The sequence below is a fragment of the Azohydromonas lata NBRC 102462 genome (genome assembly GCF_001571085.1).
Classification (GTDB): Bacteria; Pseudomonadota; Gammaproteobacteria; order Burkholderiales; family Burkholderiaceae_C; genus Azohydromonas; species Azohydromonas lata.
The window spans coordinates 100,126-113,991 of the sequence record NZ_BCTC01000007.1 but is presented as its reverse complement, the minus strand read 5'-3'; the positions used below and the strand labels follow the sequence as shown (position 1 = coordinate 113,991).

General features: G+C 69.8%; 10 protein-coding genes. 4 read left to right on the top strand and 6 right to left on the bottom strand.

What is annotated here, in order from left to right; translation table 11 throughout:
- The 6 genes from ALA01S_RS04820 to ALA01S_RS04795 form a co-directional block, all read right to left on the bottom strand.
- On the bottom strand, positions 1–3,659 hold a 3,659-nt coding region (locus tag ALA01S_RS04820), incomplete at its 3' end, for a CARDB domain-containing protein (RefSeq protein WP_066332742.1).
- Positions 3,660–3,945: 286 nt separating this feature from the next.
- Positions 3,946–5,562, bottom strand: coding sequence for a gamma-glutamyltransferase family protein (locus ALA01S_RS04815; protein WP_066332741.1), 1,617 nt, complete (start codon positions 5,560–5,562; stop codon positions 3,946–3,948).
- 149 nt (positions 5,563–5,711) lie between these two features.
- Positions 5,712–7,226 carry a tripartite tricarboxylate transporter permease gene (locus ALA01S_RS04810; protein WP_066332738.1) on the bottom strand — a complete coding sequence of 505 codons (1,515 nt, stop codon included), beginning with the start codon at positions 7,224–7,226 and terminating at the stop codon, positions 5,712–5,714.
- A gap of 4 nt (positions 7,227–7,230) precedes the next feature.
- The gene (locus ALA01S_RS04805) at positions 7,231–7,704 is read right to left on the bottom strand and encodes a tripartite tricarboxylate transporter TctB family protein (RefSeq protein WP_066332736.1); all 474 of its coding nucleotides are present in this window, start codon (positions 7,702–7,704) and stop codon (positions 7,231–7,233) included.
- Between the two features lie 154 nt (positions 7,705–7,858).
- Complete coding sequence (locus ALA01S_RS04800; protein WP_066332733.1) at positions 7,859–8,632, bottom strand: spermine/spermidine synthase domain-containing protein; 774 nt, start codon at positions 8,630–8,632, stop codon at positions 7,859–7,861.
- Between the two features lie 88 nt (positions 8,633–8,720).
- Positions 8,721–9,560: a TatD family hydrolase gene (locus tag ALA01S_RS04795; RefSeq protein ID WP_066332730.1), complete on the bottom strand. Its 840-nt coding sequence runs from the start codon at positions 9,558–9,560 to the stop codon at positions 8,721–8,723.
- Between the two features lie 67 nt (positions 9,561–9,627).
- Here ALA01S_RS04795 and ALA01S_RS04790 point away from each other — a divergent pair, with 67 nt between their 5' ends.
- The 4 genes from ALA01S_RS04790 to ALA01S_RS04775 all read left to right on the top strand — a co-directional run bounded on the left by ALA01S_RS04790 (position 9,628) and on the right by ALA01S_RS04775 (position 13,846).
- A complete protein-coding gene (locus tag ALA01S_RS04790) occupies positions 9,628–10,698 on the top strand; it encodes a S1C family serine protease (protein WP_066332724.1) in 1,071 nt (356 codons plus the stop codon).
- An 87-nt stretch (positions 10,699–10,785) separates the two neighbouring features.
- The gene (locus ALA01S_RS04785; protein WP_066332721.1) at positions 10,786–11,793 is read left to right on the top strand and encodes an AAA family ATPase; all 1,008 of its coding nucleotides are present in this window, start codon (positions 10,786–10,788) and stop codon (positions 11,791–11,793) included.
- Positions 11,786–12,772, top strand: a complete 987-nt coding sequence (locus ALA01S_RS04780; RefSeq protein ID WP_066332718.1) for a DUF58 domain-containing protein — start codon at positions 11,786–11,788, stop codon at positions 12,770–12,772. The genes ALA01S_RS04785 and ALA01S_RS04780 overlap by 8 nt, the downstream gene beginning before the upstream one ends.
- Before the next feature lie 30 nt (positions 12,773–12,802).
- Positions 12,803–13,846 carry a VWA domain-containing protein gene (locus ALA01S_RS04775; protein ID WP_066332774.1) on the top strand — a complete coding sequence of 348 codons (1,044 nt, stop codon included), beginning with the start codon at positions 12,803–12,805 and terminating at the stop codon, positions 13,844–13,846.
- Positions 13,847–13,866 lie beyond the last annotated feature (20 nt).

The window sequence follows — 13,866 nt, the reverse complement described above, 5'->3', positions numbered from 1 at the left end:
GCCAGCGGCTGCGCGGTGGCCTGCGCCGTGGACGTGCCCGTGGCCACCGCCGCCTTGCTCAGCACCTGCACGTCGGCCTGGTTACCCACGGTGATGCTGCCGCTGCTGAAGTTGTTGCCTGCCGTCGGGCTGGCGCCACCGTTGGTGTCGGGCGTGACGGAGGTGACCAGGCTGGCCGTGTTGGTGATCACGGTTCCACCGGCCGGGCTGCCGCTGAGCGTCACCGGAATGCGCACGCTGGCAGTGGCGCCACTGGGCATGAGCGCGATGGTGCAGCTCACGGAGGTGCCGCCCGCCGCGCCCGTGCACGTGGGCGCCGCAGGCGTGAACGTGCCACCGAGCACGGTGAACACCGCAGGGCCGCTGAGCACCAGGTTGCCGGGCAGGTTGTCGGTGAAGACTGCCGTGTCGGCGTCCGACGGGCCGTTGTTGCGCAACTGCACCAGCCAGTCAAAGCGCTGGGAGGCGGGGACCGTGGTGATGGCGGTGGCGGTGTCGGTGGACACCGCCGTCTTGCTCACCACCTCCAGGTCCGAGCGCAGGCGAACCTTGGTGCTTTCGCTGACGCTGTTGTTGTCCGTCCGGGTTTCGTAGGCGTTGAGCGCGGCGTCGCTGAAACTGACGACGGCCTGGTTGACGTAATCGCCCTGGGCCGCGGCGCGCAGCTTCACGCGCACCGTGGCGGTGACGGTTTCACCGGTTGCCAGCGCACCTGCAGTGCCCAGCGACGGGATGTTGCAGGTGATGGTGCCGCCGGCCTGGCCCACCGCGACGCCGGCGAGCGTGCAAGTCACGTTGGAGGGCGACTTGGACACGATTTCCACGAAGGTCGGCGACCCCACGGCGCTGGGCAGCGTGTCCACGAGCCGGACGTTTTCCACCGCGGAGGCGCCGTTGTTGGTCACCGTCACCGTGTACGTGATGTTGTCGCCGGGAACGGCCGGGTCGATGTCGTCGCTCTTGTTGACCAGCAGGTCGTAGCTGGGCAGCAGGATGGGCGTGTCGCGGTTGAACGTGTTGTCGGCGGGGTTGGTGTCCGGCAGCGAGCTGGTCACCGTGGCGGTGTTCCTGATGGTGCTGCCGCGCAGGGTGGCCGTCGGCCGCACGGTGAGCGTGACCGTCTGCGTGACGCCCCGGCCCATCGAAGTCCACGTGCACGTCACCTGGCGCGTGGAGGCCGCCCCGCTGGTGGCCACGCCAATCGTGGCCGTGGTGGTGCAACTGCCCGTCGTGGACGGGACACCGGGAGAGTCGAAGATCGTGGGCACGGCCAGCAGCACCACGCCCTCGGGCAAGGTGTCCGTCATCACCACGTTGCTCGCGACGCTGGTGCTCGCAACGGCGTTGGTGACCGTGATGGTGTAGGTCAGCAACTGCCCCGCCGCCACGGACGCGGGGTTGGCCGCCTTGCTCACGCTCAGGTCCACGCCGCCGGACATGTAGGCCGGCGTCGAGGCCACGGTGTTGTTGGTCTTGGCGGGATCGGCGTTGTCCGGCGCCCACGCGGACAGGTTCGAGTTTTGAACCGTGAATTGGGCGGAGGCGTCGGTCTTGTAGTGATAGATCGACACCTGAATGCGCGGACAGGTGCTGCCGGCGGTGCACACGGGCAGCGACGTGATGGTGCAGGCCAGGTTCACGTTGGGGCTGGACGCGAACGGACGCGCCAGCGTGCAGCTGCCCACCGTGGCATTGCCGGCAATGACGTTGACCGTTGCCGGCGCCTCGGCAAACATGGCCGCCTCGAAGGTGTCGGCCACCGCCACGTTGGTGGCCGTGGCCGGTCCGGCGTTGGTGACCTCGATCTCCCACAGGATGGGCTTGCCGGCGTCCTGGCGGTTGCCGGTGGTGGCGCCCGCGCCCACGACCTTCTTGGTCACGCCCACGTCGGCCTGGTTCGACGTGTCCTGCGAGGCCACGCCCACGCCGGCGCAGTTGTTGCCGGCCACGGGATCGGCAATCGCGCCGTCCAGCTCCACGCACATGGTGTTCGTGAGCGTGGGGTTGGCGAGGGTGGCCCCGGCGATCAGCGTGATGGCCGGCGTATCCGCGCCCATGGCGATGGCCGGGGCGGACGCGGTGGACGTGCAGGTGATGACGACGGGGCCCGCGGTCGCGTCCACCGGCGCGGTCTTGTCGCACGTCATGAGCAAGGCGTTGCTGGCGTTGCGCGGCAACTGGATCTGGTCCACGCGCATGCCCATGGGCACCGTGTCCACCAGCCTGAACGTGCTGCCCGCCGGGATGGTTTGCGGGCCCAGGTTCTTGGCCTTGATGTTGTACTGGATGGTCTGGGTGTTGAGGGTCGTGCCGGACCCGTTGGTGGTGATCAGGGGAATGGCACCCTGCTTCTGGCCAACGGTGCCCTTGACGGCCTGGAGATCGGCACCGGTGTTGCCGGTCACGTTGGCCGTGGCCGTGCCTTCCGCGCTCGCTGCGCCGGTGGCGCTCAGGGTGGCCCGGTTGGTGACGCCGCCCGTCACCGCGATGGCCTTCACCGGCAGCGTGATCGTGCCCAGCAACTGGTTGGCCGTGGTGGTGCCCGACGGCGCCACGTTGTTGCGGGTGCAACTCATGGTGGCGCCTGCCGCGCCGGCGGCGCCGCAAAGGGGCATGGCGCTGCAGGTCCAACCGCTGGAGGGCGTGGGCTGGCTGACGGCGCAAAAGGTCGACGGCAGCGGGTCCACCAGGGTGGCGTTGAGCGGGAAATCGCCGCTGTAGCGGGCGGTGAAGGTATAGGTGAACTGGTCGTTGAGCTGCAGCGAATTCGTCAGGGGCGTCTTGGCCAGCGAGAGCGTCGTGCCGGGGAGGACATCGACGTTGGTGCTGGCCAGGTTGTTGTCCGTGTAGCCGTCGGCGACGCTGCCTCCGGCGGCCACGTCGGCGGTGTGCGCGATGGAAGAGCCGCCGGCGGCGATGACCAGGCCGGTGATCGTGAACCGGTAGGAGGCCCCGGAAGCCAGTGTTCCGCGCGTGCAGGTCAGCGAGCCGCCTGCCTGCGTGCAGCCCGAGGGCAAGGTGCTGACCACGAAGCGGGGGTGCACGGTGAAGGTCACCGTGGACGACTGGGACGCATCGGGGCCGTTGTTGGTGACGACCACTTCAACGGCTTGCGTGGTGCCGGACGTGACCGTGCTGCCGGCGAGCACTTGCAGGCCCAGGTCCGCCCCGGCGTTGACGGTGGTGAGCTGGCTCACCGCCGTGGTCGGGTCGGAGAGGTCGGTCTGGGCCTGGACCGTCGTGGTGCCCTGCGTCAGCGGCCGCACGTAAAGCTGCAGCGAAGCCACGGCATCGGCGGCGATGTCGAACCCGCTGCAGCTCAGCGTGCCCGGCCCGGCCTGGCCCACCGTCATGCCGCTGCAGCTCGTGTTGGCCGGCACGGAGCCCATGCCCCCGTAGGTGGCGCCCGCCGGAATCACGAAGTACACGCCGACGTTGGTGCGCGCCACGCCGGGAAGCGCTTCGGCCACGCGCGCCGTGTAGGTGATGCGCCCGTTGGCCGACGCGGGGTCCGGCGAATCCGTCAGGCCCGCGATGTACAGCGCCGCCTGTGCCGCACCGGTAAACAGCACCCCCACCGTAAACAGCCACAACGCGCGAACCAGGCAGTTGAACGACGTCAAATCGAAGCGGTGCAGAAAACGGCGGGCGAACGGCATCGTGCTATTTCTTCAGGCCAAGACCCTCCCTGCCCTCGGAAGAAAGCATTTCGAAAACACAGTTCCAGGAGTGCCTTGGCACACGGCCGTCGCGCGGCCGCGTGATTTCAGTGCAACAAGTTTTTCAAGACAAAACTTTGCACACACAACACAACTTTATGGCCCGGGGGATTACCGCCCGGTGGCACGAAAGGGAAAACTTTCGGACATGCTGCCAAACCTCACGAATTTGCTTCGAAAGTGTTGGGGGCAGGACAAAGCTCCGTTGCGCGCCCGCCGCAAAAAGTCAATAGCCCACGGCTGCGCCGTCGCGGCGCGTATCGCTGGCCGCGACATAGCCGTCGACTGACGGGTCGCCCAGGCGCCAGATGAACTGCCCGGCGCCGAAATCCTGGTAGCTGTCTTCGATGAGCTCGATGCGGTGGCCCCGCGCGACGAGGCCCTGCACGGTGCCCATCGGCATCGAGGACTCGATGTTGAGAGACAGGCCCGAAAAAATTCGCCAGCGCGGCGCGTCGCAGGCGGTTTGGGGGTTCTGGCCGTGGTCGAGCATGCGCACCAGCGTCTGCAACTGGCCCTGCGGCTGCATGTTGGCGCCCATGACGCCAAAGCTCATCACGGGCTGGCCGTCGCGGGTGAGGAAGCCGGGGATGATGGTGTGGAAGGGCCGCTTGCCCGGGGCCAGGGCGTTTGGGCTGGCCTCGTCCAGGCTGAAGGCGTGGCCGCGGTTTTGCAGGCTCAAGCCCCACTGCGGCAGCACCACGCCGGAGCCGAAGCCCAGGTAGTTGCTCTGGATGAAGCTGACCATCATCCCCTGCTCGTCCGCGGCCGTGAGGTAGATGGTGCCGCCGCGCATGGGATGGCCGGCGCCGAAGTCCTGCGCGCGCGCCGGATCGATGAGCCGGCTGCGTTCGGCCAGGTAGGCCGGGTCGAGCAGGTGCTCGGCCGTGCACTCCATGCAGTCGGCCTCGGCCACGAAGCGGTAGACGTCGGCGAAGGCCAGCTTCATGGCCTCGATCTGCAGGTGGTGGCCTTCGGCGCTGTCCGGGCCAAGGGCGCGCAAGTCGAAGCGCTGCAGCATGCCCAGCGCCATGAGCGCGGCCAGGCCCTGGCCGTTGGGCGGGATCTGGTGCAGGCGGTGGCCGCGGTAGTCCTGGCCTACCGGCTCCACCCACTGCGGCGCGTAGGCCGCGAGGTCTTGCACCGTCAGCGCGCCGCCGCCCTCGCGCGCCGCGGCGGCCAGGGCCTGCGCGATCTCGCCGCCATAGAGCGCCTGGCCGCCGGTGTCGGCGATGGCGCGCAGCGCGCGCGCGGCGCCGGGCATGGCAAAGCGCTCGCCCACGTTGGGCGCCCTGCCCTGCGGCAGGAAGGTGGCGGCAAAGCCCGGCTGGGAGGTGAGCTCCGGCAATGCCGCGGCGGCCTGCCACTTTTGCTGGACGACCACGGGCACGGCGTAGCCGCGCTCGGCGATGTCCACGGCCGGTGCCAGCACGCGCGAGAGCGGCAGCCGGCCAAAGCGCTGCGACAGCGCCACCCAGGCCGAGACGGCGCCGGGCACGGTGACGCTGTCCCAGCCGCGGCGTGGCGGCGTGGTGGCGTCGGCGCCGTAGCGGGCCTTGAAATAGTCCGGCGTCCAGGCCGCGGGGGCGCGGCCGGAGGCGTTGAGGCCATGAAGCCGCGTGCCGTCCCAGAGGATGCAAAAGGCGTCCGACCCCAGCCCGTTGCTGCAGGGCTCCAGCACCGTCATGGCCGCGGCGGCGGCCACGGCCGCGTCCACCGCGTTGCCGCCGGCGGCCAGCATGCGCAAGCCCGCCTGCGCGGCCAGCGGGTGCGAGGTGGCCACGACGTTGCGCGCGAACACGGGCAGCCGCGGCGTGAGGTAGGGGTTGGCGTAGTCGAACATGGCGCGGCTCCGTCTCTTGGTGGGACTGCAGCGATGGTGGGCAGCGCGCATGCCTTGCCCGGCATGCCCCTTCCCCGGTGTGCAGCGCACAAGCAAAAAGGGCCGCACAAGGCGGCCCGCAAGGGAGAGAAAGAGGAACAGGAGCCGGGTCAGTCGGCGTCCTGGAACGCCACTTCGCGCTTGTTCTTGATGGAGGGCAGCATCACCACCACCACCATCGCCAGCGCGGCCAGCAGCAGGCCGGCGGACAGCGGGCGGGTCATGAAGGTGCCCCACTCGCCGCGCGACAGCAGCAGCGCGCGGCGCAGGTTCTCTTCCATCATGGGGCCCAGGATGAAGCCCAGCAGCAGCGGCGCGGGTTCGCAGCCGAGCTTGTAGAACAGGTAGCCCACCACGCCGAAGATGGCGGCGATGTACACGTCGAAGTTGTTGTTGTTGAGCGTGTACAGGCCGATGGCGCAGAAGGTCATGATGGCCGGGAACAGGAAGCGGTAAGGCACGGTCAGCAGCTTGATCCAGATGCCGATGAGCGGCAGGTTCAGGATCACCAGCAGCAGGTTGCCGATCCACATCGAGGCGATCAGGCCCCAGAACAGCTCGGGGTTGCTGGTCATGACCTGGGGGCCGGGCTGGATGCCCTTGATGGTCATGGCACCCACCATCAGCGCCATCACGGCGTTGGGCGGGATGCCCAGCGTCAGCATGGGGATGAAGCTGGTCTGCGCGCCGGCGTTGTTGGCGGCCTCGGGGCCCGCCACGCCGCGGATGTTGCCTTGGCCAAAGGGCACTTCGCCCTTGCGGCCGCGGGTCTTCTTTTCCACCGTGTAGGCGGCAAAGGAGGCCAGCAGCGCGCCGCCGCCGGGCAGCACGCCCAGGATGGAGCCCAGCGCGGTGCCGCGCAGCACGGCGGGAGCGGCGTCCTTGAAGTCCTGCTTGGTCGGCCACAGGCCGCTCACGCTCTTGGTGAAGACCTCGCGGTGCTCGGCCGGGCGGCCGAGGTTGGAGATGATCTCGCCGAAGCCGAACACGCCCATGGCGATGGCCACGAAGCCGATGCCGTCGGTGAGCTCAGGGATGTCGAAGCTGTAGCGCGGCACGCCCGAGATCACGTCGGTGTTGATCTGGCCCAGCAGCAGGCCCAGCAGGATCATGGCGATGGCCTTGACCAGCGAGCCCGAGGCCAGCACCACGGCGCCGATGAGGCCCAGCACCATGAGCGAGAAGTACTCGGCGGGGCCGAACTTGAAGGCCAGCTCGGTCAGCGGCGGCGCGAAGGCCGCGATGATGATGGTGCCCACGCAACCGGCGAAGAAGGAGCCCAGGCCCGCGGCGGCCAGCGCGGCGCCGGCGCGGCCCTTGCGCGCCATGGTGTAGCCGTCGATGGCCGTCACCACGGAGCTGGATTCGCCGGGCACGTTGATCAGGATGGCGGTGGTGGAGCCGCCGTACTGCGCGCCGTAGTAGATGCCGGCCAGCATGATCAGCGCCGGCGTGGCGTCCAGCGAGTAGATGCTGGGCAGCAGCATGGCGATGGTCGCCACGGGGCCCAGACCCGGCAGCACGCCGATGAGCGTGCCCAGGATGGCGCCGCCCAGCGCCCACATGATGTTGCTGAAGGTGAAGGCGACCTGGAAACCCAGGCCCAGGTTGTTGAGCAGATCCATGTGATCAGCCTCCGGTGGCCGCGCCGAACGTCGGCCACAGCGGGATGGTGAGGTTCAGGCCGTAGATGAAGATGGCCCAGCTGCCCACGGTCAGGATCACCGCGTTGAGCAGCGCCTCCTTGAGCTTGAACTCGTCGCTGGCGCTGGCCGACATCACGACCAGGATGGGCAGCGAGATGAACATGCCCAGGCGCGGCAGCAGCACGCCGAACAGCGCCACGGAGCCGATGATGATGAGCAGCGGCCGCCAGGAGAAGGCGCCGATGGGCTCGCCGTCCTCGGTGTCCTTGGTCAAGGACTTGAACAGCACCATGCCGCCGAGCACGGCCATGAGCAGGCCCAGGCCGAAGGGGAAATAGCCCGGACCCGGGCGTGCGGACTGGCCGAAGCTGTAGTTCGTTGCGCCCCAGGCGAAGCCCAGGCCTACGGCGACGAACATCAGTCCGGACCAGAAGTCCTTCTGACTTTTTATCTTCACGGGTTGTCTCCTGTACCGAAGTGCGGCGGATTCTAGGAATCGCCCCCTGGGTCTTCGCTGTGGATTCCACGTAAGCGCGAGCACGGACGGTGCGCGCCGCGCCGCCACCCCGGTGGAGGCCGTGAAAAATTGCCGCGGCCCTTGCCGCCGCGGCTCAGCCGGGCAGGCGCAGCGGCCGCACCAGGCGCAGCCACTTCGGCGCAGGCAGGCCGAACCGCTCCCGTACGTGCTCGGCGCGCGCGACGAGGGTGTCGCGGTCGGGCACCTCCACGCCGCGCGCGGCCACGACGATGGTGTTGCCCTCCTTGGTGGGCGCCAGGTGCCACACCTGCTCCAGGCCAAAGGCGGCGGCGATGCGCGCGGCGCTGGCGTCGAAGCTGGCGTCGCGGCCGAAGAGGTTGACGGTCATGAGCCCGCCGTCGGCCAGCACGCCGCGGCAGTGGGCGTAGAAGGCCTCGTCGTCGAGCACGGGGGCGGCGGCCTCGTGGTCGTAGAGGTCCACGTTGAGCACCTGCACGGTGCCCAGGTTTTGCGGGTCGGCCACCCAGCGCGCGGCGTCCTCGTGCAGCACGGTCAGCCTCGCGTCGTTGTCGGGCAGGTGGAACCACAGGCGGCAGGCGTCTATGACGGTGGCGTTGAGCTCCACGGCGGTGGTGGGCATCTTGAGCGCCTGGTGGCAAAAGCGCGTGATGGCGCCCGCGCCCAGGCCCAGTTGCACGGCGCTGCCTTCGGTGAGCTCCTGCGTTGGGCGCCAGAGCATCCAAGCCATCATGCGCTGCACGTATTCGAGCTCTATCTGCTGGGGCTTGCGCACGCGCATGGCGCCCTGCACCCACTCCGTGCCCAGGTGCAGGTAACGCACGCCGGCGTATTCGGAGATGGTGGCGCCGGCTTGCGCCTGTCGAGCCGGGGATTTCTTGCTGGCCATGGATCAATGCGCCGGGTCTGCGCCGTTCTGGTGTATGCGGGCCGCGAGTGTGCCCCGGCCGGCCGGGGGCGGCGGCGCCGGCGCGGGCTCAGGCCAACAAATCCGCCAGCCGCGGCAAGGCGGCGCGGGCATTGGCGGCCGTGGCGGCGGCGGTCTCGGCGGCGTCCCAGCCGCGCAGCCCGCCCAGCGTGAGCGCGATGCGCGGCAGCTCGGCGGGCTCGTTGCGCGCGCCTGTGGGCTCGCCTTCGGCCCGTCCGTCGGCGCGGCGGTACAGCCACTGCGGCGGGATGTCGGGCGCGTCGGTCTCCAGCACCAGCGCGTCGGCCGGCAGCCCGGCGGCCAGGCGGCGTATCTGCAAGGCGCGCTCGTAGGTCATGGCGCCGCCAAAGCCCAGGCGCACGTCCAGGTCCAGGAAGGCATGGGCCTGCTGCGCGCTGCCGTTGAAGGCGTGGGCGATGCCGCCGCGCAAGCCCGCGCGGCGCAGGTGCATCAGCACCCGGTCCACCGAGCGGCGGCTGTGCAGCAGCACGGGCAGCGAAAGCTCGCGCGCCAGCGCCAGTTGCGCGGCGAGCAGGTCCTCCTGCAGCGCGCGGTCCAGCCCGGGGACGAAGAAATCCAGGCCGATCTCGCCCACGGCCACCAGGCGCGCATCGTCGCGGTGGCGGTACAGGCTGTCCCGCAGCGCCTGCAACGCATTCGCGCCGGCGTCGTGCACGTACAGCGGGTGGATACCCAAGGCGTAGGACAAGCCGTGGCGATGTGCCAATTCGCGCACGGTTTCGAAGTTGCCGGGCGCCACGGCCGGGAGCACGATTTGCTTCAGACAAGCATCGCGTGCGCGCTGCACCACCGCGTCGCGATCGGCTTCGAACTCGGCGGCATCCAGATGGCAGTGGGTGTCTATCCACGGCAAAACAGCGTTGGCCATGCGCCGATGATGCCTGAGCGAGGATCGTGCTACTGTGGGGCCGCATTGCTGCACGCAGGGGGCGCAGATGAACGGGCGCAGGTCGAACCGGACACCGCTTTACAGCCACTCCAGCCGGGTTCGCCCGCCTGCAGCGGATTCCCCTCAACCCGCACCGGCCGCCGGGCTCGCCGCCAAGCCGGCACTGGCCGCGCACGGCGCCGCCGCAGCCGGCCGTTCCACCGCCGCCACATCCACCACGTCCGCCGCCGTGCCGCCCAAGCGCCGCCTGGCGCTGCCGGCCTGGGGCTGGGCGCTGGCGGGCGCGCTGTTCGTGGGCGGCCCGCTGCTGGCCTGGGAAGCCTCGCGGCCCGCGCCGCAGGTGATCACGCAAAAGCACATCGACCTCGCGGTGAAGAAGGCGCTGGAAACCCAGCCGCTGCCCTCCCCGGCGGCCAAGGCCTACGAGAAGATCCGCGGCTCCGTGGTGCGCGTGGTCGGCCTGGATGACGACGGCCCCGTGGCCGACGCTTCCGGCCCGGGAAGCAGCAACGGCGTGGTGAAGCCGGACGCCGGCGGCAAGAAGGCCGTGGCCGGCGACGCGCCCGCGCACGGCGGCCACGAGGTGGGCGTGGGCAGCGGCGTGGTCATCGTGGACAGCGGGCTGATCCTGACCAACCTGCACGTGGTCAGCGGCGCGCGCCGCGTGCAGGTGGTGTTCTCCGACGGGCTGGAGTCCGAGGCCACGGTGGTCAACGTCATGCCGGAGAACGACCTGGCCGTGCTGCGCGCGCAGCGCATCCCCGACGACCTGCAGGCCGCCACGCTGCGCTCCACGGCCGACCTGCATCCGGGCGAGCGCGTGACGGCGGTGGGCTTCCCCTTCGGCATCGGCCCCACGGTATCGGCCGGCGTGGTGTCGGGGCTCAAGCGCGAGTTCCGCTCGCCGGAAGGCAAGCAGGTGCTGTCCAACCTCATCCAGTTCGACGCCATGGCCAACCCGGGCAGCTCCGGCGGGCCGCTGGTGACGGACGACGGCGAGGTGGTGGGCATCGTCACCGCCATCCTCAACCCGGTGCAGCAGCGCTTCTTCGTGGGCATAGGCTTCGCCGTGCCCATAGAGAACGCCGCCGGCGGCGCGGGGCTGCCACCTTTCTGACGGCAAGAACGCCCGGCCTCGCGCCGGGCGTTTGCCTTTCGTTCACACCAACGTTTCCTCGATTCTTTTTTCCACGGGAGGATTCCGATGCTCGGCAGCAACAGCGAAACCGCAGCCCTGATGGAGCGCGTGCTCTACGAAGTCAAGCGTGTCGTGGTCGGCCAGGACCGCTTCCTGGAGCGCGTGCTGGTGGCCATGCTCTCGCAGGGCCACCTGCTGGTCGAAGGCGTGCCGGGCCTGGCCAAGACGCTCACCATCAAGACGCTGGCGCAGACGCTGCGCGGGCAGTTCAAGCGCATCCAGTTCACGCCGGACCTGGTGCCGGCCGACCTGGTGGGCACGCGCATCTACAACCAGAAGACGGGCGACTTCAGCACCACGCTGGGCCCGGTGTTCACCAACTTGCTGCTGGCCGACGAGATCAACCGTGCGCCGGCCAAGGTACAGAGCGCGCTGCTGGAGGTGATGCAGGAGCGGCAGGTCACCATTGCCGGCACCACGCACCGCGTGCCGGAACCCTTCCTGGTGATGGCCACGCAGAACCCGATCGAGACCGAGGGCACCTACCCGCTGCCGGAGGCGCAGGTGGACCGCTTCATGATGAAGGTGCTGGTGGACTACCCGACGGAAGAGGAGGAGTTCGTCATCGTCGAGCGCGTCACCGGCGCGCCGGTGGAGGTGCAGCCGGTGGCCACCACGCTGCAACTGGCGCAACTGCAGCAGGCCTGCCGCGGCTTGTACGTGGACCCGTCGCTGATGCAGTACGCCGTCAAGCTCGTCTCAGCCACGCGCGACCCGGCCCGCGCGGGCCTCTCCGACCTGGGCCGCTACATCACCTTCGGCGCCAGCCCCCGCGCGACCATCAACCTCGTGGAAGGCGCCCGCGCCCTGGCCTTCCTGCGCGGGCGCACCTACGTGCTGCCGGACGACATGGTGGACATCGCCGCCGACGTGCTGCGCCACCGCCTGACGCTGAGCTACGAGGCACTGGCCGAGGGCATCAGCGCCGACGCCATCATCGGCAAGGTCATGCAGAAGCTGCCCGCGCCGGACAAGCCGCTGGAAGCCCGTGCCCAGCTCGCCGCCAATGGCTGATCGCGCGCCTTCAGCCAACAAGGCGCCGGCCGCGGCCCAAGCCGCGCCCGCCCTGCCCGGCGACAACGCCGAGGCGCTGCTGCGCCGCCTGGAGTGGAGCACCATCCGCCGCCTGGACGGCTGGCTGCAGGGCGACTACCGCACGCTCTTCCGCGGCGAGGGGCTGGACCTCGCGGACCTGCGCGAGTACCAGCACCACGACGACGTGCGCCGCATCGACTGGAACGTCACCGCGCGGCTGCAGCAGCCCTACGTGCGCGAGTACACCGAGGACCGCGACATCGCCGCGTGGTTCCTGCTGGACCTGAGCCCCTCGGTGCACTTCGGCTCGCGCCGACGCAGCAAGGCGCAGGTGGGGATCGAGTTCACCGGCGTGATCGCGCGGCTGCTGGCGCGCCGGGGCAACCGCGTGGGCGCCCTGCTCTACGGCAGCCGCGTGGACACCGTGCTGCCCGCGCGCGGCGGGCGGCTACAGGTACTGGAGTTGCTGCAGCGGCTCATGAACCGTCCCGCCCCCGTGGCCATGCCCGGGGGCACGCGGCTGCAGGAGCTGCTGCAAGGCGCGCTGCAGCAGTTGCGCCGGCGCTCGCTGGTGTTCGTGCTGTCCGACTTCTTCAGCGAGCCGGGCTGGAGCGAGCCGCTGGCGTCGCTGGCCATGCGCCACGAGGTCGTCGCGGTGCGCCTCTATGACCCGCTGGAGCTGGATTTGCCCGATATCGGGATGGTTTATATCCAGGACGCCGAGACGGGCGAGCAACTGATGGTGGACACGCATGCCAAAGGCTTTCGCCAGCGCTTTGCCACCGCGGCGCGGCGGCGCGAGGCCGAGCTGCGCACGGGGCTGGCGCAGGCGGGCGTGGACACGCTGGAAATGGCCACCGACGAGGACCTGGCCGAGGCCATCGTCCGCTTCGTTCACCTGCGGCGCCAGCGCAGCCGACTGGCCGCCGGCAGCGTCAAGCCGCGGGCGCATTACTGAATACGACAGGGATAGCCGGGAGTAGCGATGATGAATTTCCTGTGGCCCTCGCTGCTGTGGACGCTGCTGCTGCTGCCGCTGCTGGTGCTGCTGTACCTGTGGCTGCTGCGCCGGCGAAAGCAGGCCGTGCTGCCCTATGCCGACCTGGGGCTGGTGAAGCAGGCGCTTGGGCGCGGCAGCGCCTGGAAGCGCCACGTGCCGCCGCTGCTGCTGCTCGTGTCGCTGGCGGCGCTGCTGCTGGCCTCGGCGCGGCCCACGGCGGTGATGACGCTGCCGCTGGCGGAGCAGACCATCATCCTGGCCATGGACGTTTCCGGCAGCATGCGCGCCGCCGACGTGCAGCCCACGCGGCTGGCGGCGGCGCAAAACGCTGCCAAGGCCTTCCTCACCGACCTGCCGCGCGACGTGCGCGTGGGCGTGGTGGCCTTTGCCGGCACGGCCGCGGTGGTGCAGGCGCCCACCTTCAGCCGCGAGGACGTGGTGGCCGCGATCGACCGCTTCCAGCTCCAGCGCGCCACGGCCATAGGCAGCGGCATCGTGCTGTCGCTGGCCACCATCTTCCCGGACGCGGGCATAGACCTGAGCCAGGTCACCGGGCAGCGGCCCATGCCGCAGGCGCTGGGCGAGAACAACGGCAATGAAGCCAAGCCGCGCGACTTCAAGCCGGTGGAGCCGGGCAGCTACGCGTCGGCCGCCGTCATCCTGCTCACCGACGGGCAGCGCACCACGGGGCCGGACCCGGTGGAGTCCGCCCGCATGGCCGCCGAGCGCGGCGTGCGCGTCTACACCGTGGGCATTGGCACCAAGGAGGGCGACACCATTGGCTTCGAGGGCTGGAGCATGCGGGTGCGGCTGGACGAGGAAACGCTCAAGACCATCGCCGACCTCACCCGCGCCGAGTACTTCTATGCCGGCACCGCGGCCGACCTGAAGAAGGTGTACGAGACGCTGTCCTCGCGCCTGGTGATGGAGAAGAAGGAAACCGAGATCACCGCCCTCTTCGCCGCGCTGGGTGCCGCGCTGGCGCTGGCCGCGGCGGCGCTGTCGCTGTGGTGGTTCGGCCGGGTGATGTAGGCCCGGTTGCGGTTGGCGAT

Bases quoted from the DNA above. Each gene is read 5' to 3' on its own strand.
- ALA01S_RS04815 (WP_066332741.1), bottom strand. From the start codon at position 5,562: ATGTTCGACTACGCCAACCCCTACCTCACGCCGCGGCTGCCCGTGTTC.
- ALA01S_RS04810 (WP_066332738.1), bottom strand. From the start codon at position 7,226: ATGGATCTGCTCAACAACCTGGGCCTGGGTTTCCAGGTCGCCTTCACC.
- ALA01S_RS04800 (WP_066332733.1), bottom strand. From the start codon at position 8,632: ATGGCCAGCAAGAAATCCCCGGCTCGACAGGCGCAAGCCGGCGCCACC.
- ALA01S_RS04795 (WP_066332730.1), bottom strand. From the start codon at position 9,560: ATGGCCAACGCTGTTTTGCCGTGGATAGACACCCACTGCCATCTGGAT.
- ALA01S_RS04790 (WP_066332724.1), top strand. From the start codon at position 9,628: ATGAACGGGCGCAGGTCGAACCGGACACCGCTTTACAGCCACTCCAGC.
- ALA01S_RS04785 (WP_066332721.1), top strand. From the start codon at position 10,786: ATGCTCGGCAGCAACAGCGAAACCGCAGCCCTGATGGAGCGCGTGCTC.
- ALA01S_RS04780 (WP_066332718.1), top strand. From the start codon at position 11,786: ATGGCTGATCGCGCGCCTTCAGCCAACAAGGCGCCGGCCGCGGCCCAA.
- ALA01S_RS04775 (WP_066332774.1), top strand. From the start codon at position 12,803: ATGAATTTCCTGTGGCCCTCGCTGCTGTGGACGCTGCTGCTGCTGCCG.